Here is a 21,369-nt window from a genome sequence, read left to right as displayed (position 1 = left end):
CCGGCCGAAACCTCGTGCAGCGATCCGGCTGGTGTTCGACGGTGCGGGAGTGGGCCTCCCCACGCAGTTGCCTGCGCCCTCGGAACCGGCACCAAGATCCTTGGATCCAACTCTCTGGACCAGGTTCCACCTGAGGAGTCTCGGCTCAGCAGCCAAGTGAAGCCCTCAACGCGACCGTGACCGGTTCCTAAGGCTTGTCTGGGTCACACCCCGGTGAGAGCTTCCTGCGGCTGCAACTCCTCTGCGGCGAGCGCCTTGTTGCGCCGCACCGAGGACCAGAACGACCAGCCGATCAGCACCACGCCGACCAGACCCGTGATGATCTCATTGATCTGGTACTGGATGGTGACGAGCAGGATCACGGCGAGCGCGCCGATCGCGTAGTGCGCGCCGTGCTCCAGGTAGACGTAGTCGTCCAGGGTGCCTTGGCGGACGAGGTAGACCGTGAGAGAGCGGACGTACATGGCGCCGATGCCGAGACCGAGCGCCATCGGTACGATGTCGTTGGTGATGGCGAAGGCGCCGATGACGCCGTCGAAGGAGAAGGACGCGTCGAGGACTTCGAGGTAGAGGAACAGAAAGAACGCGGCCTTGCCGACCATCACGACGGCCGGGACGGGCTTGCCCGCCTTCTTCGCCTTTTCCTCGGCCTCGTGTTCTCGCTCCTCTTCCTCCTCGAGCCTGTTCTCGAAGAAGCCGGAGAGGCCCCCGACGACCAGATACGTGATCAGACCGGCGATACCGGAGATCAGCACGGTCTGAGCCTTGTCCGCGTGCCCGGCGTGCTGGTGGGCGTTGACCGCGAAGGTCATCGAGCTGATGAGCAGCACGATCAGGGCGATGCAGACCGACAGCATGTCGATTTTGCCGAGTTTGGCCAGCGGCCGCTCCAGCCAGGCCAGCCACCTGATGTCACGCTCCTCGAAGACGAAGTCGAGGAAGATCATGAACAGGAACATCCCGCCGAAGGCCGCGATCGACGGATGCGCGTCGGTGACCAACTGTTCGTAGCGCTCGGCATCGTTCAATGCCAGGTCGACCGCTTCGATGGGCCCCATCTTCGCGCTGACGGCGACGATCACGACGGGGAAGACCAGCCGCATACCGAACACAGCGATGAGCACACCAACCGTGAGGAAGATCTTCTGCCAGAAGGCACTCATCTTCTTCAGGACTCCGGCGTTGACCACCGCGTTGTCGAAGGACAGCGAGATCTCGAGGATGGACAGGATCAAGACGACCCCGAACGCGGTCCACCCGCCGTAGAGCACCGCTGCGACCAGACCGAGTGCGGTGACAGCGAACGACCAGCCGAAGGTTTTCAGAACCACTGGTACCCAATCGTGTAGAGGGGGGCGCTGACGAACTCGTGCATGGTTGGCCAGGACGCACCCCGAGGCGACGGAATGTCAGGAATCTGCTTTCACCGCGAGGACCGGACACGGCGAATCCAGGAGGATCCGCTGCGCCGAGGATCCCAGGAGGAGCTTGCCGACCGCGCTGCGGTGCCTCAGCCCGATCACCACCAGGGAGACCTCGGGCGACCCCGCCAGCTCGACGATCTCCTCGGCAGCATCGCGCCCGCCGACCACCTGGCGTATGTCGAAGTCGACACCCAGCTCGGTCAGGTCCCGTCGGACATGGTCGAGGTCTTTCTGCTGTGCGAAGCCGCGGTCGACGTACGCGTCTCCTCGCGAGGCATTCATCACCAGCAGGTTCTCGCCCCGGGTGCGGGCCTCGTCGACTCCCGCGCGCAGGGCCGCCTCTCCTTCCGGCGAGGGCACATATCCAACCAGTACCGTCATGACTGCCCCTTTCAGGCCCGTTACTGAACGAACGGACGCACGATGTGCCGGCGGACCAGCGGCCAGGCCAGTACGAGCACGATCACCGCGTAGATCACATAGGACACCGGTCCGCCCAGCAGACCGGACAGTTCGCCGCCCGACAGCTGAAGCGATCGCCGGCCCTGCAGTTCCGCGCGGGGGCCGAGGATCACGCCGACAATCAGCGGCAGCACCGGCAGCCCGAATCTCCGCATCCCGAAACCGATCAGCCCCAGCGTCAGGAGCAGGAACAGGTCCAAGGGCTGGGCGTTGACCGCGTAGGCACCCATCGACGCGAAGAACACAATCCCCGCGTACAGATAGGGGCGCGGTATCCGCAGCAGCCTGGCCCAGGCCGGCGCAAGCGGAAGATTCAGCAGGAGCAGCAGCAGATTGCCGATGAACAGGCTGGCAATCAGCGCCCAGACAAGCCCCGACTCGCGCTCGAACAGCAGAGGGCCGGGCTGGATGCCGTACGACTGGAATGCCGCGAGCATGACCGCGGCGGTCGCGTTCGTCGGCAGCCCGATGGCGAGCATCGGCACCAGGGTGCCCGCCGCGGACGCGTTGTTCGCTGCCTCCGGGCCGGCAACTCCCTCGATCGCCCCCTTGCCGAACTGCTCTGGGTGCTTGGTCAGCTTTTTCTCTGTGGCGTACGACAGGAACGTCGGGATCTCCGCGCCACCGGCCGGCATGGCCCCGAAGGGAAAGCCGAAGACGGTGCCGCGCAGCCATGGCTTCCAGGACCGTTTCCAGTCCTCCCGGCCCATCCACGGCACGCCGACGGGAATCACCCCTGCGGGCTTACGCCGCAGATGCGCCGCAACCCAGAGGGCTTCGCCGACGGCGAAGATGCCGACGGCGACCACCACCACATCAATGCCGTCGGCGAGCTGGGGGACGCCGAAGGTGAGCCGCTGCTGCCCGGAGACCGAGTCGATTCCGACAATCCCGATCACCAGGCCGACGAGCAGCGAGGCGAACCCGCGGATGCGCGACGAGCCGAGTACTGCGGTGACCGCGATGAAGGACAGCAGCATGATCGCGAAGTAGTCCGGTGCGCCGAGGCCGATCGCGAAGTCCACCACGAGCGGGGCAACGAGCACCAGCAGCAGAGTGCCGATCGTTCCGGCGACGAAGGATCCGATCGCCGCGGTGGCGAGCGCCTGCGCCGCCCGGCCGGCCTTGGCCATCTTGTTGCCCTCGATGGCCGTGACGACCGAGGACGATTCGCCTGGCGTATTCAGCAGGATCGAGGTGGTCGAACCGCCGTACATGCCTCCGTAGAAGATGCCGGCGAACATGATGAATGCCTGGGTCGGCTCCATTCCGTACGTCACCGGCAGTAGCAGGGCCACGGTCATGGCCGGGCCGATGCCGGGCAGGACCCCGACCGCCGTGCCGATCGTGACGCCGATCAACGCCAGCAGAAGGTTCATCGGGGTGACGACGTGCGCGAACCCCTCGAGCAGATGATTCAGGTTGTCCATTACAGGATTCCTTGCAGCACGCCGGCCGGGAGATTGACGCCGAGCCCGATCGCGAAGGCGTAGAAGGTGATCAGCGACAGCGCTACCGCGATCGCCAGATTGCGCAGGTAGTGCCGGTTGCCCAGGGCGAAGGCTGTTCCCCAGAACAGGAGGGCCCCGCTGATCACCCAGCCGAGGGGTTCGATCAACACCGCATTGACGACGAACGCGCCGATCAACAGCAGCACTGTGCGCCAGTCGATCGGATTCGTCAGGTCGACGTCTTCGCCGGCCTCCGGTTCGGCACGGCCGCCCCGCGCGACGTCGACGGTGTACACCAGGGCGATCACGACGAGCAGTACGCCGAGGAGCACCGGTACCGTGCGCGGCCCGATCGGGTCGGTGCTGCTCGTCGTGTGTGCGATCCCAGTGGCATCGACGATCACCAGTACGCCCAGCAGGGCGAGGAACGCGCACACACCGTACTGTGCGCGGTCCGAGCCCGAGGGCCGGCGGGAACCCGAGTCGGTGCGCTCATCGACGTCCAGGCTCATGCCAGGCCGAGCTCTGCGAGGATGCCGGCAACGGCCTTGTCCTGTTCCGTCAGGTAGGTGGCGAACTCGTCGCCTGTGGTGAACGCGTCGGTCCAGCCGTGCTTGGTCAGCTCAGCCTTCCACTCCTTGGAGCCGTGCATCGCGGTCAGCGAGTCGATCCAGACCTTCTTGTCGGCGTCGCTGATGCCGGGCGGGGCGACGATTCCGCGCCAGTTGGTGAAGACCATGTCGATACCCGAAGACTTCAGTGTCGGGGCATCCTTGAGGGCGTCGATCGGCTTCTCGCTGGTCACCGCGAGCACCCGCACCTGACCCGCCTCGATCTGGTCGAGGAACTCGCCGAAACCGCTGGCACCGAAGGCGATCTTGTTGCCGAGGATCGCCGGAAGCAGCTCACCACCGCCGTCGTAGCCGATGTAGTTGACCTTCTTCGGGTCGATGCCGACCGTCTTGGCGAGCTGCATCGGAAGCAGGTGGTCAGGTCCGCCGGGCGAGGAGCCGCCCCCGACAGCGATGCTCTTGGGGTTCTTCTTCCAGGCGGTGACGAGATCGTCGATCGTCTTGTACGGAGAGCTCTTGGGCACGACAATCGCGCCCGCTTCCTCCATCAACTTGGCGATCGGCGTGGTCTGGGAGAGCGTCGCCTTCGACTTCGAGGCGTACGCAGCACCGACGACTCCCAGCCCCATCTGCATCGTGAGCTTGCCGTTGCCCTTTTCGTTCACGGTGCGCTGCAGACCGACCGTGCCGCCGGCGCCCGGAAGATTGAACACTTGAATTCCGGACGCGATCTTGGTGTCCTCCATCACCTTGGCCGCCGTCCGCGCCGTGGTGTCATACCCACCGCCCGGGGTGTTGGGGACCATGATCCGCAGGCCGGTGACGGGCTCGTCGCTCTTGCCCGTCCCCTCCTTCTTCTCCGCGGTGGCGCCGCAGGCGCCTACCGCGAGCATGGACATGGCGGCCAGCGCACTGACGACAGCAGCTCTGCGAGTTCTCATGGCTTGTCTCTTTCACTTCCGGCAGTCGGACGCCATGATTGTGCGACTCGGCAGACGCCACGTCTGTGTTGTGTCAGCATTGAAGATTGAGTTAATTGTGGTCGTAACTTTTCGCCGCCATACCCTCGCGGGCGAGCTGTTGGTACTCCAGCTCGCCATCGTCGTGGTGGTGCTGCTGGCGGTCGCCGCCGTCTCACTGGCCCAGTCGGAAGCGACCTTCAACCGGGTCGAAGGACGCCGGGTCACCGCGCTGGCCGAGCAGCTGGCCGGCAACCCCTTGATGTCCAGCCAGCTCGGCCGGCCGGCGTCGGGTGAGACGCTCGCCCCGCTCGTCCAGACCACGCTGACCCAGTCGGGTGTCACGTCCGTGACGGTCGCCGACAGCAGCGGCAGGATTGTCAGCTCCACGAATCCCACAGCGATCGGTACCAGGTTGCCGCTCGGCCCCGGCGTCGCCCAGGCCCGCGGCTGGTCAGGCAAGCTGGTCCTGGACGGTGCCCACGAGCTGGTGGCCCAGGTGCCGGTGCTCAAAGCGGCTCAACCCAACCTCGGCCGACATCTCGGCACGGTGATGATCGGTGAGGCGTCACCGACGGTCTGGCAGCGGCTGAATGGCGCGTCATCGTATCTGCTCGCCTACCTCGGCATTGCGAGCGGACTCGGCCTGATCGGATCGTGGCTGCTGGCCCGGCGTACCAAACGCCAGACCCTCGGGTTGGAGCCACGCGAGATCGCAGGGCTCGCCGAGCACCGCGAGGCAATGCTGTACGGGATCGCAGAAGGCGTGATCGCCCTCGACCCGCAGTTGCGGCTCACCCTGGTGAACGAGGTCGGCAGGCGGTTGCTCGATCTGCCCGAGCACTGTGTGGGGATGAGCCTGACCGACCTCCGGATCGAGGGCCGACTGCACGACGTACTCGCCGGATCCCCCAGTGACACAGCCGAGCGTCGTGACGAAGTCGTCATACGCCGGAGTCGGGTTCTGGTGATGAACCGGATGACCGTCACCAAGGACGGCCGCCAGCTCGGCTCGGTCACGACCTTGCGGGACCGTACCGAACTGGCGCAACTGGAACGCGAGATCGGATCGTTCCGCAGCTCCGCCGAGCTACTGCGCGCGCAGGCCCACGAGTTCACCAATCAGCTCCACACGATTTCCGGGCTGATCCAGATCGGTAAGCACGACGAGGTGGTGCAGTACGTCCGCGCGCTGAGCCGACACCGCCATTCGCTGGACACGACCCTGACCAGGCGGGTTCGCGACATGGCCGTCAGCGCTCTGTTGATGGCGAAGTCCTCGCTCGCGGCCGAACGGAAGGTCGTGCTGCGCGTCTCGGAGCATACGGCGCTCGACCGGCTGGCGCCGGAGGACTCGGTGGACGTGGCGACAGTGATCGGCAACCTCGTCGACAACGCCGTCGACGCCGCGACGGCGGGCGACGACGGCCACGATGCCTGGGTGGAGGTCGAATTGCGGCAGGACGCATCCAGCGTGGAGATCGTGGTGCGCGACTCAGGCCCCGGCGTGGCGCCCGAGCTCGCCCAGGAAGTCTTCTTGCACGGCTTCACCACGAAGGCTGCCCAGGAGGGGGATCGCGGTATCGGGCTGGCGCTCACCCGGCTGGTCTGCGAGCGCCGCGGCGGCGAGGTCGCGGTGACCAACACGCCCGACGGCGCCATGTTCACCGCGAGGATGTCCGTCGGCAACCTGGCCGGCGCGGTACCGGAAGGAGCCTCCCGATGATCGACGTACTGGTCGTCGACGACGACTTCATGGTGGCAAGTGTCCACCAGAACTTCGTCGACCGCGTCGAGCCCTTCCGGGTCGTCGGCACGGCGAACACCGGCGAGCAGGCGATCACGGCCGTCGGCGAGCTGCGCCCCGACCTGGTCCTGCTCGACCTCTACCTTCCGGACATGTTCGGCCTGGACGTCATTCCACGCCTGCGGACCGCCGGGCACGACTGTGACGTCATGGTGATCAGCGCCTCGCGCGAGACCGACGTGGTCCGCCGCTCCGTCCGCCAGGGCGTGGTCAACTACCTGCTGAAGCCGTTCGACTTCGAAGACCTGCGTCCCCGCCTCGTACGGTACGCCGCCCAGCGCAACAGCCTGCTCACCACAGTCGTCAGAGGTCAGGCCGACGTGGACCGGGTACTGACCGGGGCCGGCTTGTCGGCGTCGAGTGTCGCACTGCCGAAGGGCATGAGCGTGGAGACCGCAGAGCTGATCGAACGCACACTGCGCGGTACCGACGGAACGCTGTCCGCCGCCGAGTGTGCGGCCCTGACCGGCATCTCCCGGGTCAGCGCCCGCCGTTACCTCGAATACTTCAACGACACCGGCCGCGCCGAGGTGTCCTTGCGGTACGGAGCCGCCGGCAGACCCGAGCGCCGCTACGGTTGGCGCGCCTGAGTTCGCTCTTGCCGGTCCGGCCGCCATGGGGCCAATCCCTCCCCCACTCACACAGCAGCGAAGGCATGGGGAGCAGTGAGGGCAACGCGACGTGAGCTTGGAAGATGCGGCACACCCCAGCGGTCTGGGCCCGCGGACCCGTTCCACTTCCGCGACAGGTTGCCGGGTCCCCAGGCGGGCGTTCCGTCGTTTCCGGGGCGACTGTTCCGCGCCGTCACAGGAGCGCCACCGAACGCAGGGCCTCACCGCGGTGCATCTTCTCGAACGCCGCCTCGACCTCGTCCAGGGCGATCGTCTCGCTGACGAAGCCGGCCGGCTTCACGCCCAGGACTACTGACTCGCGTGGGTTCGCCTATATCCCCAGGTGGGGTTGCGAGCTGCTGTTGGTTTGCTGCGTTGACGTGAGTTGTAGCGAGCGGGAGTGAGTCCCGTCAGCGGGTTGGCGCCGGTACGGTCGAGTCCCGGCGGATGAGTCTGCTTGTCAGCATGACTTGGTGGTCTCCGGGGTCCCCGCCGTCGATGATCGCGCGCAGAGCCCTGCCCGCCGCGTCGCCGAGTTCGCGGGCGGGGAGGCTCACGCTTGTAAGGCTCGGGCTCATGTGGCGCGAATACGGGAGGTCGTCGAAGCCGGCGACGGCGAGTGCATCGGGGACACTCACGCCGGCCACGCGGGCGGCTGCAAGGATCCCGTATGCGTGGGTGTCGGTGCAGCCGACCACCGCGCTGATGCCGGCCGCCTGCCACGCGGGCCAGACTCTGGCGAAGACACTGGCGGCATCGTCGACAGCGGTGAGCGAGCTGGCCTGATAGCAGGCCTCGAGCCCCAGATCCGCTGCCGTGTCGCAAAACGCCTCGCGCCGTACCCGGAAGGTCTCCACCTCGACGACGCTGTCGAGGTAGGCGACGCGCCGGTGGCCGAGGTCCGCGAGATGACGGGCCAACTCGGCTGCGCCGCCCGCTACGTCGAGGTTGACGGTGGGCCAGGTGGTGCTGAGCCCCGGGGCGTCCAGCAGAACGGCCCGTGTTCCGGCGGGAAGGCTCGCGACCAGCTCCGCGTTCGGGGCGTCGATGAGGAAGCCTGCTGGGCGCTGCGAGATCAGGCGGGGGATGCTCGCGGGGTCGGTCGGGCTGCCGGGGTCGCTCACGGACAACAACAGCTCGTACCGATCGCCGAGCGCCGCACGGGCGGCGGAGATCAGCTCGGCGTAGAAGGGGTTGGTGATGTCCGTTGCGATGAGTACGACCACGGGGCTGAACCCCTTGGAGAGGGAGCTGCCGGCAGTGTCCACCACGTAGCCCAGGCGTGCGACTGCGTTCTCGACCTTCTCCTGGTTCGCGGCAGAGACACGCCCGCGCGCTTTGCCGCTGACCACGAGTGAGACGGTGGCGGTCGAGACCCCCGCCTCGCGCGCGACCATCGCTGCCGTCACGCGCCGGGAGCCTGCGGGGCGGGCAAGCGGACTGCCGTCGGCCGTATCCATGTGCCGCATTGTACTGGGGGCGTCCTGCCCAGCCTCACCATGGGGTGAAACGCTTGACGTCAAACGCTTGACGTCAAACGCTTGACGTGAATCTTTGCCGGTGTCACAGTCGTGTGATCCCCCCGGCCGCCTGCAGCAGCCCCAGTTCCCGACGACGCGGAGCCCCGCCATGTCCCTTTCCCCACATGAATCCAGTCCGCGCAAGATCATCCTTGATTGCGACCCCGGCCACGATGACGCAGTGGCCCTCCTTCTGGCCCACGGAAACCCGAACATCGAGCTGCTTGCCGTGACGACCGTGGTCGGCAACCAGACACTGGAGAAGGTCACACGCAACGCACTGTCCGTGGCTGCCGTCGCCGGTATCACCGGGGTCCCCTTCGCGGCCGGCTGTTCCCGCCCCCTGGTCCGCCCGATCGAGATCGCGCCGGACATCCACGGCGATTCGGGTCTCGACGGGCCCGACCTTCGCAAGCCGGCGTTCGAGCTCGATCCGCGTCACGCCGTCGACCTCATCATCGACACGGTCATGGCCCATGAGCCCGGAACCGTGACCCTCGTCCCCACGGCGGGACTGACGAATATCGCGATGGCCGCCCGGAAGGAGCCGCGGATCGTCGAGCGGGTCCGCGAGGTCGTCCTGATGGGGGGCGGATACCACGTGGGCAACTGGAGCGCCGTCGCGGAGTTCAACATCAAGATCGACCCCGAGGCCGCTCACATCGTCTTCAACGAGTCCTGGCCTGTCGTCATGGTGGGCCTCGACCTCACCCATCAGGCCCTCGCGACGCCGGATGTCGTCGAGCGCTTCGCCGCGATCGGCACGGGTCCTGCGAAGTTCGTCGTCGAGCTGATGGACTTCTTCGCGGCGACGTACAAGGACGCTCAGGGCTTCGACCACCCGCCCGTGCACGATCCGTGCGCCGTCGCCTACGTCATCGACCCCACGGTCATGACCACCAGGCGCGTCCCCGTGGACATCGAACTCACCGGCACACTCACCCTCGGCATGACCGTCGCCGACTTCCGTTCCCCGGCGCCGGAGAACTGCAACACCTCGGTGGCCGTCGAGCTGGACCGTGAGAGGTTCTGGGACCTCGTCGTCGACGCCGTGAGGAACATCGGCGAGCCGTCCTCGGAGGTGTCTGCAGGATGAGCGTGCAGACGAGCCCAAGTATCGAAACGTCGGTTACGAGAACCGGCGTCCTGACCGTAGCGCTCCTTGCAGCGTGCGTGGCCTTCCAGCTGAATGCATCGATGCTCAGCCCCGCACTGGTGTCGATGGCGCGCGAGCTGCACACCGACCAGGCCGTGATCGACCTGTCCCAGACATGGTTCTTCACGGCTGCAGCGCTCTTCTCCCTGTTCCTGCCGCGGCTGAGCGACATCGTGGGCCGCAAGCGCGTCCTCGTCGCGATGATGGTACTCATGGCCGCGGGCTCCATGATCGCTGCGCTGGCCCCCGACGTGAGCTGGCTCTTCGTGGGGCGCATCATCCAGGGTGTGTCCGGACCTACGGTCCCGCTGTGCCTCATGATGCTCCGCTCTGCCACGGCGGATCCGCGCCGCTACGGGGCGCTCCTGGGTGTCATCACCGCCGTCAACGGGGGCGTGGCCGGGATTGACTCGTTCGTCGGCGGCTACTTCACCGAGCACTTCGGCTTCCGCAGCCTCTTCTGGATCATGATGGTCCTCGCCGTCGTCGCCGCCGTCCTCGTCGCGGCCAAGGCACCTGAGACCCGCCCGGGAGCCGGCACATCGATGGACTGGGCCGGGGTGTTCTGCATCGTCGTCGCCGTCGGCGCCGTTCTTGTCGCGCTCAACCAGGCGGCCGGTCTCGTCGCCGCGTTCGACAGCGGCACTCTCCTCGTCTCGGTACTGCTGGCCGCCCTTGGCGTCGCGGCCTTCGCGGGCTTCTGGGCGGTGGAGAAGCGGGCGGCCCAGCCCATGGTCGAGATCGTGCACCTCCGCCAGCGCGCGACGTGGGCTCCGCTGCTGACGACCGTGATGACCATGACCGGCATCTTCGCGGTGATCAACGGGATCGTGCCCGCCTATGTTCAGGCTGCCGCGCCCGGCTTCGCGGTCGGCCCCACGGAAATGTCTTTGATCATCCTCACCCCCTACGCCCTGCTCGGCTGGGCGGCCGGCCCGTTCAGCGGCCGCCTCGCCCCCGTGCTCGGTTACGGAAAAATGCTGCGGATCGGTCTGCTCGGAAGTCTCGTGGCGCTCGCGGTCATCGCGTTCCTGGGCCTGGCGAGCCTTCCCGTCATGGTGGCGGGCACAGCACTCCTGGGCATCGCGTACGCGGGAACCGCGAACATCATGCTCAACGGGCTCGGTATCGTCCTCTCCCCGAAGGCCAACCCCGGCTTTCTGCCGGGCATGAACGCCGGTGCGTTCAACCTCGGCGCCGGCCTGAGCTTCCTCGTCCTGCCCGCAGTCCGCCAGGCCACAGAGTCGCTCGGCGACACCCGGACCTCGTACCAGATCGTCGTCCTGGCCGGCTTCCTCGTCACTCTCGCGGCACTTGCCGTGTCGTTCCTCATCCCGCGCCCGGTGGAAGCCGAGGTGCCGCGCTGACCGGCAGCACCGTCGGCTCGCCCACGCGGATCCGACGCTTCTGACCCTCGAACGGCCGGACGCCCGTCGAGCCCGACGCACCGATCGTGGTGGCGCGCAGGGTGCAGATGCCGACCGATCTTCGCTCCGACAGCGGGAAACCGTCTGAGGGCCGACAGCTCGCTCCGCAGGCAGATCGAGCTGTCGGCCCGGGAGCGGAATCCAGGTCAATGTCAGCGACTTCGACATCCGCCACTGCGAACGCGAGTTCTCCAAGAACGAGGTCATGGACGGGGCCTGAGGGCGCTCACCCAGGTGATGCACGGGCTGGTCCAGGGGGCGCTCGCAGAGCAGCCCGCGGAAACCGGCGTGCTACCCGGCACCCATCGCACTGATCGAACGGAAAACACAATCACATGGACACGACAGCCTCTCCCCACCGCACGGACACCGTATGTGTGGTCGGTTCCATCAACGCAGACCTGAGTGTCGCCACGGAGCACCTGCCCCAGCCGGGACAGACCGTCCGCGGCGGCGGGCTGGTGATCGGTTCCGGCGGCAAGTCGGCCAACCAGGCAGTGGCCGCGTCCCGCATCGGCGCATCCGTGAGCATGGTGGGCGCGGTCGGCCGCGACGAGCACGGCGGCATCCTGCGCGGCGCGCTCGAACGGGAAGGCATCGACACCTCCCGGGTGCAGTCCTTCGCGGACGTCGCCACCGGCACGGCGTTGATCACCATCGACCACGAAGGCGAGAACACCATCGTCGTCTCCCCGGGAGCCAACGGCGTCCTGTGCGACCGGGACATCGAACTTGCCCGAGAGACCATCGCCCAGGCAGCGGTACTCGGCCTCGCCTTCGAAGTCGACGACCGGGTGCTCCTCACCGCGGCTCGGATCGCCCACAGCTCCGGAGGCCGGGTCGTGCTCAACCCCTCGCCTTATCGCACACCGCATCCTGACCTGCTGGCCATGGTCGACCTCCTCGTGCTCAACGAACTCGAACTCGCCGACATGGTGGGAGGCGACCTGGCGGCAAAGTCGTGGGAAGACATCTGCCGCGTGCTGCTCGAACGCTTCGGTATCCGCCACACGGTGGTGACCGCAGGAGCCCGCGGCGCCATGGTGCTGAACCATGCCGACGGCACCGGCCCCGACGCCCAGGCCCACGCCGTCCGCATCGCGCCGATCACCGTCAGCGCCGTCGACACCACCGGCTGCGGGGACGCCTTCCTCGGGGCGGTACTCGCGGGCCTTGCCGACGGCCGTACCGTCGTCGACGCCGCGCACACGGCAGCAGCGGTCGCCGCCTACGCCGCCACCCGCCGCGGAGCCCAGGACTCCTACCCGACCAGCGCCGAACTGCAAGCCTTGCTCGACTCACTCGACCATGACGATGCCGCCGCCTCGGCACACTGATTCGGCCGTTGACCCGACACCCAGGAACGAAGGTTGCGGGCACAGATCGGTCTGGTCGAGGTGCGTGTCTTCGCGGATCACGGTGCGTTGAAGTGCTCACACCGGACCCTCGCCGGTCGACCGCGCGCGTCCGGGCCGCAAGCACCACCTGATCACCGACCGGCACGGAACACTGCTGGCGATCTCGCTGACCGGCGGAAACCGTCATGACGTCACCCAGCTGATGCCGCTGCTGGACGCGATATCCCGCATTCGCGGTGTCCGGGGTCGTCCGCGTCACCGGCCGGGCCGGCTGTACGCCGACCGCGGCTACGACTACGACAAGTACCGCCGTGTTCTCCCGGGCCCGCGGCATCACGCCGAAGACCGCACGCAAGGGCACAGCCCACGGCTCCGGACTGGGCAAGACCCGCTGGGTCGTCGAGCGCACCTTCGCCTGGCTCCACCAGTTCAAACGCCTGCGGATCCGCTACGAGATACGTGCCGCCTTCCACCTCGGTCTGCTCCAACTCGCCTGCAGCATCATCTGCTTGAGAGGACTCCGGACCTCATTCTGAATGGGGCAGTAAGAAATATCCGAAGTCTTCAGTGGACTTGCCTGGCCGGCGCCGCCCTGGGGGCAGGGGCCCGGCAAAGTCATGAAGTTAGGCCGTGACCTGCGGTGTCATAACTGCCGCGATGTGCCCGGCGGGTCTGAGGGTGGCGGGCGGGGCCCAGGCGGAACGATGGAAGCTCTCACACTCACCGTCGTCTGCCACGAAGGACGCCCGCCCGTTCATGCCATCTTCCTCCCTGAGGGCTACTGCCCGCAGCCAGCACCTTCTTGATCTCCTTGCCCAGCTCCCGGATCCGCGGAAGAGACGCGGGCGGCGGCACTCGCTGGCTGGGCTGCTTGCCGTCGGCATCGCGGCGGTGACCGCGGGCTCAAGGTCGTTCGCCGCGATCGGCCAGTGGGCCGCCGATGCCGGGGCCGACGTGCTGGCCGGGCTCGGAGCGGTCCGCGGGCCAGCGGAGGAGTCCACGTTCCGGCGCGCGTTCGCGCTGATCAGCGCGGAGGTGCTCGACCAGGTCATTGGCGCCTGGCTTCACACCAGGGCGACGCAAGCCGACGGCCGGCTGGTAATCGCGGTCGACGGCAAGGCCGTCCGCGGCGCCCGGAACAGGGAAGGGAAAGCCCCGCACCTAAGGGCTGTCCCGTAATCCTTGGCGGGCGCACGACGACAGCTACGGCACCTCGCTGCGTTGTCGGAACGACCGAATACGCCCAGTATGAGGACGCTCCTCCGCCTTGCGATACACCGCATCTGACGCCGCGCGCTGTTCCGCCAGGGATTACGGGACAGCCCTTAGTCGCGGCCCTGGCGCACGGTATCGACGCGGTCCTCGGCCAGGTCGCCGTGGACGCGAAGTCCAATGAGATCCCTGCCGTCCGGGAACTACTGAAAGCGTTCACTGACCTGGCCGGGGCGGTTATCACGGTCGACGCCCTGCACACGCAGAGCGACACCGCGCAGGCCATCACCGGCCGGCACGCCGACTACGTGATGACCGTCAAGGCCAACATGCCGACCCTGTACAAGCAGCTGAAGAAGCTGCCCTGGACCGCGATCCCCGCGACCTCGGCCGTGAGCACGGGCCACGGCCGCCGGGCCCGCCGCACGATCAAGGCCGTGCTAGCGCCGGCCTGGATCGAGTTCGCCGGCGCCGCCCAGGTCGCGCAGGTCCGCCGCACGGTCACGAAGAAAGGCAAGAAGACCGTCGAGGTCGTGTACCTCATTACCAGCGACCGCGGCGCCGATCCCGCCACCCTGGCGGCCTGGGTCCGCGGCCACTGGGAGATAGAAAACCGGCTTCACTGGGTCCGCGACGTGACTTATCAGGAGGATAAATCGCTGGTCAGGACAGGAAGCGCGCCCCGTGTAATGGCCTCGCTGCGGAGCCTGGCCATCAGCCTGCTGCGCTTGGACGGCCAGGCCAACATCGCCGCCGCTAACCGCCACCACGCCCGCGACCCGCAGCGAACGCTAAAGCTGCTTCAAACTGCATGAGCGGCTTTGCCGTGTCCCTGGCGGCTGGCCTGCCGTTGTGAGAAGCCCGCTCAGGGCGCCTGCTGCGCCGGAGACCAGGCCGCCCGGCTCAGCCGCGGTCGTGGAGGGTCACCTGGTAGCCGTCAGGGTCCGCGAACGTGAAAGTGCGGCCGAACGGCCCGTCGACGGGCGCTGAGACGATCGTCGTGCCGGCGGCGGCGAGGGCGTCGTGGATGTCCTGCGCGTCGGGGGCGTGCAGCCACAGCGCCATCCCCTGGCCCGGCTGCGCGATCGCGTCCAGGTCGACGTCCGCGACGACGTCGCGGACAGCGAACGCGATCGGCTTGGTGTCGAACACGACAGCGTGCGGCGGTCCTGCGTCAGAGCGCTTCAGCCCCAGGTACTGCTCGTAGAAAACGGCAGAGCGCTCCAGGTCGCGCACCTGCAGTGAAATGAAGTCGGGTCCGGTAACGGCCACGATTCTTACCTCCTCATGGGTATGTCAGTCTTCTGACATACCGGAATGTATGTCAGACTGCTGACATGAGTCAAGGTGAGCCCGGAATCGAGCTGGACACATCGCTGGGGTACATGCTGAAGGCGGCCGCGAGCGCTCTGCACTCCGCCCTGGAGGCCGTGCTGAGTCCGCTTGGCATGACGATCACCCACTACTCCTGCCTGGAGCTGCTCGCCCAGCGACCGGGTCTGTCGAACTCCGAGCTTGCCCGCGGCGCCTTCGTCACCCGGCAGTCGATGAATGTGCTCCTGCAGGCCCTCGAACGTCAGGGACTCGTCATCCGCCCAGCGCGGGCACCCGTGGGCAGGGCCCTGCCCACCGAGCTGACCGCCCGCGGGCGCCGCCAGCTCGAGATGGCCAGCGCCGCGGTTCGCCGCGTCGAGCAAGACATGCTGGCCAATCTGGATGCCAACGAACAAGATCAGATGCGGCGCCTGCTCACTACGTGCATCGCCTCACTGAAAGAACCGCCCGAATCGGCGACGTAACTGCTCCGGAATTTACGACTTTGCCGTGTCCCTGGCCCTGGGGGGCGGGTCGATACATATGCGAATCCTCCGGAGTTTCGACTGAACCCATAGCGCGCGCACAGGGATTGTCCAGGCAAGTCGGCGGCGTCTCCGCAGATCGGTTCATCGCGGACCCAACTTGTTCGAATAGAACTCCGCTGACTACAGTCGGCCGCCATGAGCGCTGACTTCTCATTGATCCGGAGCAGCTTCGCAGCTGTTCAGCCGTACGGCTCACAGGTGACCGAGTACTTCTACGACCACCTGTTCGCCCATCACCCCAGTGTGCGCCCCCTGTTCGCGGCTCACCTCGACGAGCAGCGCGACCGCCTGTGGGCGGCGCTGGGCGCACTGGTCGCCAACCTGGAGAACACCGACACGCTCATAGGCATGCTGCAGAACCTGGGGCGGCGCCATGCGGGATACGGCGCGCTGGCCGAGCACTATCCGGCCGTGGGGGCCAGCCTGATCGCGGCCCTGCGCCACTTCGCGGGCGATGCGTGGACACCTGCCGTCGAGGAGTCATGGACGGCGGTCTACGGCGTGATCAGCAGCACGATGGTCGCGGCCGGCGAGTCAGCACCGAACTGACCCAGTCGCCGTTCGGCTCCTGGGACGAGGCGCCGAACGGCTCCCGATCTTTGGAGGTCACCCCTGATGTCAGCCCCAATGTCAGCAACCGGAGGGCGGACGTGAGCGATTCCCAGGCGCTGAGAGATTCCTTCGCTCTCGTCGGCAAATCTGGGGACGAGGTGCCACGGTACTTCTACTCCTACTTGTTCCTCATCGCGCCGGAGGTCCGGCCGATGTTCCCGGTGGCCATGGGTGCGCAGCGCGACCGGCTCGTCGCCGCCCTGGGCCGGATCGTCGCGGAGGCGGACGACCCGGACCGACTCCTTCCGTTTGTTCAGCAACTGGGCCGCGACCACCGCAGGTTCCAGGTGGTCGCTCAGCACTACGAGGCGGTGGGACAGGCGCTGCTGGCCACGCTGGCCTACTTCCTGGGCGAGGCGTGGACCCCGGAACTCCAGCGTGGCTGGACCGATGCCTACTCCCTGGTGGCTCGCACCATGATTCAGGCCGCCGAAGCCGACAGCGTGGCGAATCCGGCCTGGTGGAACGCCCAGGTGGTGCGACACGAGCAACGCGGCTTCGATCTCGCGGTGCTGACGCTGCGTCTGGACCAGCCGATGGCGTACCTGGCCGGGCAGTCCGTCATGGTGGAGACCCCGGTGCTGCCGAGCACCTGGCGGCCCTACACCCCGGCCAACGCACAACGTGCCGACGGGACCATCGAGTTCCATGTACGCGCCGTCGACGGCGGCCTGGTCAGCCCGGCCCTGGTGTACGGGCTGCGCCAAGGTGACGTACTGCGCCTGGGGGCCCCGATCGGTGGCAGGCTCACCCTCCGGGCGTCCCGGGGCCGGGATCTGGTGCTGATCGCCGGGGGCACCGGTCTGGCCCCGCTGCGCGCCCTGGTCGAAGAGCTCGCCCAGCAAGGTCCGCATCGCCGGGTCGACCTGTTCGTCGGGGCACGCGACAACCACGGCCTGTACGACCTTCCCGCGCTCAGGCAACTGGCCCAGGCCCACCCGTGGCTTCGCGTCACACCGCTGGTCGGTGCCGATGCCGGCACCTTCGACAACCGCAGTCTCGCCGGCCCGGTCCTGCGCTCCGCCGCGTGGAGTGGATGCTCCTTCTACATCTGCGGCTCGTCGGCCATGGTCTCTGCGACAGTGCGCGAACTGGCGGACGCAGGCATTGCCCACGACCTGCTGCACTATGAAGACGCTCGGTGATCGGAGACACGTGAACGAGACAGGAGCCCACCAGCCACAGGAGCCACGGGAGCCCCGGGTGACACCCGAGGCACTGCGGTCGATGACCTTCCCCCGCGCCCCCCTGACCCGTCGTGGCTACAACGAAGATGCGGTGCACGACGCCCTGCGACGCTGCTCCCAGGTGCTGACCGAGCTCATGGAGGAGAACGACCGGCTCCGGGGGGACATGCAGCGACACCGGGACTGGATCCGGGCGAACAACATCGGCGACGGCAGCGGCCCCACGGGGGTGCCGACCGTGGACGCCGTACTTCAGCAGGCCCGCGCCCAGCAGTCGGCCGAGCAGACCGTCTCCGCGGCCCGCGATCAGGCCCGCAACATGGTGCGGGCCGCCAGAGCGCAGGCCGAGGCGATCTTGCAACAGAGGTGGGAACAGGCCACCCAGGCGAACGAAAGCGACCAGGAGGAGACCGAGCGGCTCATCACCTACCTGCGCCAGATCGCACAGTCGCTGACCGTCACCGCGGACCAGTACGACACCAAGCGCCCCGCCACCTCCTCCCCGGCCGCACCCGCCACCCCAGACGGCACCTGACCGGCGCACACCGCGAACAGGCGCCGGGCCAGCGGGTGTCCTCCGGGGAAGAGCCGGGGGACGTCGTCCGGGGTGCCGATCCTGGCCTTGCCACGTCGGGTCGCGACAAGCTCACGGACCAGGGCGGCCAGCTGCGCCGGGAGGATGACAGGCGAGGTTCCGAAGGTGATCTCGACGGTCTCACAGGAGACGCCGACGTTGTCGACGGTGAGTTGGCGAATGGTCGCGATCTTCTGTGCGTAGAGGATCAGCAGCAGTCCGGCGACGCGGTCCGCGGTGGGCAGGGGGCGTCGTGGCGGCGGTGTCACTGCCCGCGTTGCCAGATCTCAGCAGACCCGCCACCGGCTCCCCGCCGTCGGTGCGGGCCGTCTGCGGCCCCATCACAAAGGGTGCGATCACCCGCTACGAGGTGCCCGGCATCGGCGCCCTCGAGTTCGTACTCGAGGAGGTCCTCGAGGGCGGCCGGTCCCGGACCATCGCCATCGAGGAGTCCGGGCACGTACTCTCGTCACTCGTGCGGACGGTACCGATCCAGTCCTCGTCGGCTACGTCGGTCGTGGCGGGCAGGAGGTGGGTGTGTGACCCACTCCGCGATCTCCTCCACCGTCCGGCTCGGTTCAGGTACAGGCTGGTCTCGCGACCGCCTCGACGCCGCCCTCGACCTGGTGACCCGAGGTGACCTGGACTACCTCTGCGTCGACTCGACGTCCGAGGTGATCATGAGCATGGCTCAGGTCAGCCTTGCGGAGAACCCCGGCACCCCCGCCTACGCGCCCTACCTCGTGACGCGGATGCGGCCCCTGCTGGCCAGGGCCCACGGGGTCCGGATCGTCACCAACCAGGGCTGGCTCGATCCCGTGGGTGACGACCTAACGTGCTGCGGCTCAGAAGCTCAGACTCGAAGTCGATCCCCTCGCCGTGAACGGGCTGGCGGCAACGGGGAAGCGGGCGACAGCCTCTTCCAGTGGGAGGGTCTCGCCGATCGTCGGGCTCAACTCGTGTCTCATCCCGCGCCAGCACGTCCCCTGCGAGGTGACCTTGCACAAGCGCTAAGAAGTGCCCTTCGTCCATCGGCCTCCGGCTGAGGAAGGGCCACCGGCAACGCAACAACCGACGATCCGACTAGCGGCATCGCAATACTGGGGGTCACACGATGAATGCGAAGGCGTACGAAGACGTTTTCCGGGCCAGCGTGGAGGACCGGGAGGGGTTCTGGCTGCGGGCGGCGGAAGCGCTCGACTGGCACAAGGCACCGACGCAGGCCCTCGACAACTCGAACCCGCCCTTCTACCGCTGGTTCCCGGACGGGGAGATCAACGTCGCGCACAACGCGCTGGACCGGCACGTCAATGCCGGGCGCGGCGACCAGGCCGCGCTGATCTACGACTCTCCGGTCACCGGCACCAAGCGGACCTACACCTACACCCGGCTGCGCGACGAGGTCGCCACCTTCGCGGGGGTGCTGCGCGATCTCGGCGTCGGGCCCGGGGACCGCGTGGTGATCTACATGCCGATGGTCCCCGAGGCCGCGATCGCGATGCTCGCCTGCGCCCGTCTCGGCGCGGTGCACTCGGTGGTGTTCGGCGGGTTCGCGGCCAAGGAGCTCGCGGTCCGGATCGACGACGCCGCGCCGAAGGTCGTCGTGTCGGCCTCGTGTGGGATCGAGGGCAAGCGGGTCATCGAGTACAGGCCGCTGCTGAACAAGGCCATCGAGCTGTCGGCGCACAAGCCCGAGAAGCAGGTCATCCTGCAGCGTCCGCAGGCCGAGGCCGTGATGGGCCCGGACGACGTGGACTGGGCCGACGCCGTCGGGAAGGCCTCCCCCGCGGATCCGGTGCCGGTGAAGTCGACCGACCCCCTCTACGTGCTCTACACCTCCGGCACCACGGGCAAGCCCAAGGGCGTGGTCCGCGACGGTGGTGGGTACGCGACCGCGCTGGCCTGGTCGATGCTCAACGTCTACGACGTCGGTCCCGGCCAGACAATCTTCACCGCGTCCGACGTCGGCTGGGTCGTCGGGCACTCCTACATCGTCTACGCGCCGCTGCTGGCCGGGGCGACCACGGTGCTCTACGAGGGCAAGCCAGTCGGCACCCCGGACGCCGGGCAGTTCTGGCGGGTCATGTCCGAGTACGGCGTGCGCAGCATGTTCACCGCGCCGACGGCGTTCCGGGCCTTGAAGAAGGAGGACCCGGAGGGCGACTACGCGAAGAAGTACGACCTGTCCGGGTTGCAGTACCTGTTCCTGGCCGGGGAGCGTCTCGACCCGGAGACCTACCGCTGGGCGTCGGAGCTGCTGGGCATCCCGGTGATCGACCACTGGTGGCAGACCGAGACCGGGTGGCCGATCGTCGCGAACCCGGCTGGCATCGAGCTGCTCGAGATCAAGCCCGGCTCGCCGACGCGCCCGTTGCCGGGCTGGGACATCCAGGTCCTCGACATCGACGGCCGCCGGGTCCCGGCTGGCGAGGAAGGCGCGATCGTCGCCAAGCTGCCACTCCCGCCGGGCGCGTTCCCGACCCTGTGGAACGACGACGAGCGGTTCGTGAAGTCCTACATGTCGGCCTTCGAGGGCTACTACCTCACCGGCGACGGTGGCCGGATCGACGAGGACGGCTACGTGTTCGTCATGGGTCGCACCGACGACGTCATCAACGTTGCCGGGCACCGCCTCTCGACCGGAGGGATGGAGGAGGTCCTCGCCAGCCACCCCGATGTGGCCGAGTGCGCGGTCATCGGCGTTGCCGACCAGATGAAAGGCCAGATCCCGCGCGGGTTCGTGGTGCTCAAGACCGGTGTGATGGATCGCGAAGGGGCCTCCGCGGAGGGCTACGAGGACACGCTGCGCGCCGAGCTGGTCCAGATGGTGCGCGATCAGGTCGGTGCCGTGGCTTCGCTCAAGGAGGTCGCGATCGTCCCGGCGCTGCCCAAGACCCGCTCCGGGAAGATCCTGCGCAAGACCATGCGCAACATCGCCGACGGCCTCGACGAGCCGGTGCCCTCCACCATCGACGATGCCTCGGTGCTCGACACCCTCCGCCCAGTCCTACGTTCAGAGCGAGCGTGACAACACCGCTCAGTCATCCCCTACCTGCCCATGAGGGTCGGGCTCGTCAAGCTATCGGGTAGGCGAGCCGGTTCTCCCGGCCCGCCCCCCACACCACCGGACATGCGGGCCCGCATCCGGCGGTTCGTCTAGCTGATCTCAAGCGGG

At 67.6% G+C, this 21,369-nt stretch carries 21 protein-coding genes and 1 pseudogene; 14 read left to right on the top strand and 8 right to left on the bottom strand.

Annotated features, from left to right (window positions below; genetic code table 11):
* Positions 1 to 203: 203 nt before the first annotated feature.
* From ACFU8W_RS40755 to ACFU8W_RS40735, 5 genes are all read right to left on the bottom strand, one after another.
* Positions 204 to 1,331, bottom strand: coding sequence for a DUF475 domain-containing protein (locus ACFU8W_RS40755; protein WP_384048949.1), 1,128 nt, complete (start codon positions 1,329 to 1,331; stop codon positions 204 to 206).
* A 78-nt stretch (positions 1,332 to 1,409) separates the two neighbouring features.
* Positions 1,410 to 1,805 (bottom strand): universal stress protein, encoded by a 396-nt coding sequence (locus ACFU8W_RS40750; RefSeq protein WP_384048946.1) that lies wholly within the window; start codon positions 1,803 to 1,805, stop codon positions 1,410 to 1,412.
* Between the two features lie 20 nt (positions 1,806 to 1,825).
* Positions 1,826 to 3,316: a tripartite tricarboxylate transporter permease gene (locus ACFU8W_RS40745; protein WP_384048943.1), complete on the bottom strand. Its 1,491-nt coding sequence runs from the start codon at positions 3,314 to 3,316 to the stop codon at positions 1,826 to 1,828.
* The gene (locus ACFU8W_RS40740; RefSeq protein WP_384048940.1) at positions 3,316 to 3,849 is read right to left on the bottom strand and encodes a tripartite tricarboxylate transporter TctB family protein; all 534 of its coding nucleotides are present in this window, start codon (positions 3,847 to 3,849) and stop codon (positions 3,316 to 3,318) included. Before ACFU8W_RS40740 ends, ACFU8W_RS40745 begins: the two co-directional genes overlap by 1 nt.
* Entirely contained in the window at positions 3,846 to 4,850 is a 1,005-nt protein-coding gene (locus ACFU8W_RS40735; protein ID WP_384048937.1) for a Bug family tripartite tricarboxylate transporter substrate binding protein, read from the bottom strand. Before ACFU8W_RS40735 ends, ACFU8W_RS40740 begins: the two co-directional genes overlap by 4 nt.
* Positions 4,851 to 4,947: 97 nt before the next feature.
* Between ACFU8W_RS40735 and ACFU8W_RS40730 the strand changes: the two genes are divergently transcribed.
* On the top strand, positions 4,948 to 6,594 hold the full coding sequence (locus ACFU8W_RS40730) for an ATP-binding protein (RefSeq protein WP_376667585.1): 1,647 nt from the start codon (positions 4,948 to 4,950) through the stop codon (positions 6,592 to 6,594).
* Entirely contained in the window at positions 6,591 to 7,265 is a 675-nt protein-coding gene (locus tag ACFU8W_RS40725) for a response regulator (protein WP_384048934.1), read from the top strand. The genes ACFU8W_RS40730 and ACFU8W_RS40725 overlap by 4 nt, the downstream gene beginning before the upstream one ends.
* A gap of 431 nt (positions 7,266 to 7,696) precedes the next feature.
* On the opposite strand, the gene ACFU8W_RS40720 is transcribed toward ACFU8W_RS40725, so the two are convergent.
* Positions 7,697 to 8,746, bottom strand: coding sequence for a LacI family DNA-binding transcriptional regulator (locus ACFU8W_RS40720; RefSeq protein ID WP_384048931.1), 1,050 nt, complete (start codon positions 8,744 to 8,746; stop codon positions 7,697 to 7,699).
* Positions 8,747 to 8,915: 169 nt separating this feature from the next.
* On the opposite strand from ACFU8W_RS40720, the gene ACFU8W_RS40715 reads away from it, so the two are divergent.
* The 6 genes and pseudogenes from ACFU8W_RS40715 to ACFU8W_RS40690 all read left to right on the top strand — a co-directional run bounded on the left by ACFU8W_RS40715 (position 8,916) and on the right by ACFU8W_RS40690 (position 14,774).
* Complete coding sequence (locus ACFU8W_RS40715) at positions 8,916 to 9,902, top strand: nucleoside hydrolase (RefSeq protein WP_384048929.1); 987 nt, start codon at positions 8,916 to 8,918, stop codon at positions 9,900 to 9,902.
* Positions 9,899 to 11,329 carry an MFS transporter gene (locus tag ACFU8W_RS40710; RefSeq protein ID WP_384048926.1) on the top strand — a complete coding sequence of 477 codons (1,431 nt, stop codon included), beginning with the start codon at positions 9,899 to 9,901 and terminating at the stop codon, positions 11,327 to 11,329. Before ACFU8W_RS40715 ends, ACFU8W_RS40710 begins: the two co-directional genes overlap by 4 nt.
* 395 nt (positions 11,330 to 11,724) lie before the next feature.
* Positions 11,725 to 12,726, top strand: coding sequence for a ribokinase (locus ACFU8W_RS40705; RefSeq protein WP_384048923.1), 1,002 nt, complete (start codon positions 11,725 to 11,727; stop codon positions 12,724 to 12,726).
* 100 nt (positions 12,727 to 12,826) lie between these two features.
* Positions 12,827 to 13,283, top strand: a pseudogene (locus ACFU8W_RS40700) (IS5 family transposase); the annotation flags it as partial.
* A gap of 220 nt (positions 13,284 to 13,503) precedes the next feature.
* Positions 13,504 to 13,926 (top strand): transposase family protein, encoded by a 423-nt coding sequence (locus ACFU8W_RS40695; RefSeq protein WP_384048920.1) that lies wholly within the window; start codon positions 13,504 to 13,506, stop codon positions 13,924 to 13,926.
* Positions 13,926 to 14,774, top strand: a complete 849-nt coding sequence (locus ACFU8W_RS40690; protein ID WP_384049037.1) for an ISAs1 family transposase — start codon at positions 13,926 to 13,928, stop codon at positions 14,772 to 14,774. Before ACFU8W_RS40695 ends, ACFU8W_RS40690 begins: the two co-directional genes overlap by 1 nt.
* An 88-nt stretch (positions 14,775 to 14,862) precedes the next feature.
* Here ACFU8W_RS40690 and ACFU8W_RS40685 read toward each other — a convergent pair whose 3' ends face one another.
* Positions 14,863 to 15,231: a VOC family protein gene (locus tag ACFU8W_RS40685; protein WP_384048917.1), complete on the bottom strand. Its 369-nt coding sequence runs from the start codon at positions 15,229 to 15,231 to the stop codon at positions 14,863 to 14,865.
* Positions 15,232 to 15,296: 65 nt separating this feature from the next.
* On the opposite strand from ACFU8W_RS40685, the gene ACFU8W_RS40680 reads away from it, so the two are divergent.
* From ACFU8W_RS40680 to ACFU8W_RS40665, 4 genes are all read left to right on the top strand, one after another.
* Complete coding sequence (locus tag ACFU8W_RS40680; RefSeq protein WP_384048914.1) at positions 15,297 to 15,758, top strand: MarR family winged helix-turn-helix transcriptional regulator; 462 nt, start codon at positions 15,297 to 15,299, stop codon at positions 15,756 to 15,758.
* 198 nt (positions 15,759 to 15,956) lie between these two features.
* Positions 15,957 to 16,370 carry a globin family protein gene (locus ACFU8W_RS40675; RefSeq protein ID WP_384048911.1) on the top strand — a complete coding sequence of 138 codons (414 nt, stop codon included), beginning with the start codon at positions 15,957 to 15,959 and terminating at the stop codon, positions 16,368 to 16,370.
* 101 nt (positions 16,371 to 16,471) lie between these two features.
* Positions 16,472 to 17,578 (top strand): globin domain-containing protein, encoded by a 1,107-nt coding sequence (locus ACFU8W_RS40670; RefSeq protein ID WP_384048908.1) that lies wholly within the window; start codon positions 16,472 to 16,474, stop codon positions 17,576 to 17,578.
* Positions 17,579 to 17,636: 58 nt separating this feature from the next.
* Positions 17,637 to 18,155, top strand: coding sequence for a DivIVA domain-containing protein (locus tag ACFU8W_RS40665; protein ID WP_384048905.1), 519 nt, complete (start codon positions 17,637 to 17,639; stop codon positions 18,153 to 18,155).
* On the opposite strand, the gene ACFU8W_RS40660 is transcribed toward ACFU8W_RS40665, so the two are convergent.
* A complete protein-coding gene (locus ACFU8W_RS40660) occupies positions 18,047 to 18,463 on the bottom strand; it encodes a hypothetical protein (RefSeq protein WP_384048902.1) in 417 nt (138 codons plus the stop codon). The genes ACFU8W_RS40665 and ACFU8W_RS40660 overlap by 109 nt on opposite strands.
* An 81-nt stretch (positions 18,464 to 18,544) precedes the next feature.
* Here ACFU8W_RS40660 and ACFU8W_RS40655 point away from each other — a divergent pair, with 81 nt between their 5' ends.
* Both ACFU8W_RS40655 and ACFU8W_RS40650 read left to right on the top strand, forming a co-directional pair.
* On the top strand, positions 18,545 to 19,240 hold the full coding sequence (locus tag ACFU8W_RS40655; RefSeq protein ID WP_384048899.1) for an acyclic terpene utilization AtuA family protein: 696 nt from the start codon (positions 18,545 to 18,547) through the stop codon (positions 19,238 to 19,240).
* 68 nt (positions 19,241 to 19,308) lie between these two features.
* Entirely contained in the window at positions 19,309 to 21,222 is a 1,914-nt protein-coding gene (locus tag ACFU8W_RS40650; protein ID WP_384048896.1) for a propionyl-CoA synthetase, read from the top strand.
* The last annotated feature ends 147 nt before the right edge of the window (positions 21,223 to 21,369 follow it).

Origin of the sequence: Streptomyces sp. NPDC057565 (genome assembly GCF_042801455.1) — a bacterium.
GTDB lineage: Bacteria > Actinomycetota > Actinomycetes > Streptomycetales > Streptomycetaceae > Streptomyces > Streptomyces yanii.
The sequence above is the reverse complement of the archived record's forward strand: the minus strand, read 5'-3'. Positions and strand labels throughout refer to the sequence as shown.

Coding starts and splice junctions, on each gene's coding strand:
- ACFU8W_RS40750 (WP_384048946.1), bottom strand. CDS start 1,805: ATGACGGTACTGGTTGGATATGTGCCCTCGCCGGAAGGAGAGGCGGCC.
- ACFU8W_RS40745 (WP_384048943.1), bottom strand. CDS start 3,316: ATGGACAACCTGAATCATCTGCTCGAGGGGTTCGCGCACGTCGTCACC.
- ACFU8W_RS40740 (WP_384048940.1), bottom strand. CDS start 3,849: ATGAGCCTGGACGTCGATGAGCGCACCGACTCGGGTTCCCGCCGGCCC.
- ACFU8W_RS40735 (WP_384048937.1), bottom strand. CDS start 4,850: ATGAGAACTCGCAGAGCTGCTGTCGTCAGTGCGCTGGCCGCCATGTCC.
- ACFU8W_RS40725 (WP_384048934.1), top strand. CDS start 6,591: ATGATCGACGTACTGGTCGTCGACGACGACTTCATGGTGGCAAGTGTC.
- ACFU8W_RS40720 (WP_384048931.1), bottom strand. CDS start 8,746: ATGGATACGGCCGACGGCAGTCCGCTTGCCCGCCCCGCAGGCTCCCGG.
- ACFU8W_RS40715 (WP_384048929.1), top strand. CDS start 8,916: ATGTCCCTTTCCCCACATGAATCCAGTCCGCGCAAGATCATCCTTGAT.
- ACFU8W_RS40710 (WP_384048926.1), top strand. CDS start 9,899: ATGAGCGTGCAGACGAGCCCAAGTATCGAAACGTCGGTTACGAGAACC.
- ACFU8W_RS40705 (WP_384048923.1), top strand. CDS start 11,725: ATGGACACGACAGCCTCTCCCCACCGCACGGACACCGTATGTGTGGTC.
- ACFU8W_RS40695 (WP_384048920.1), top strand. CDS start 13,504: ATGCCATCTTCCTCCCTGAGGGCTACTGCCCGCAGCCAGCACCTTCTT.
- ACFU8W_RS40680 (WP_384048914.1), top strand. CDS start 15,297: ATGAGTCAAGGTGAGCCCGGAATCGAGCTGGACACATCGCTGGGGTAC.
- ACFU8W_RS40675 (WP_384048911.1), top strand. CDS start 15,957: ATGAGCGCTGACTTCTCATTGATCCGGAGCAGCTTCGCAGCTGTTCAG.
- ACFU8W_RS40650 (WP_384048896.1), top strand. CDS start 19,309: ATGAATGCGAAGGCGTACGAAGACGTTTTCCGGGCCAGCGTGGAGGAC.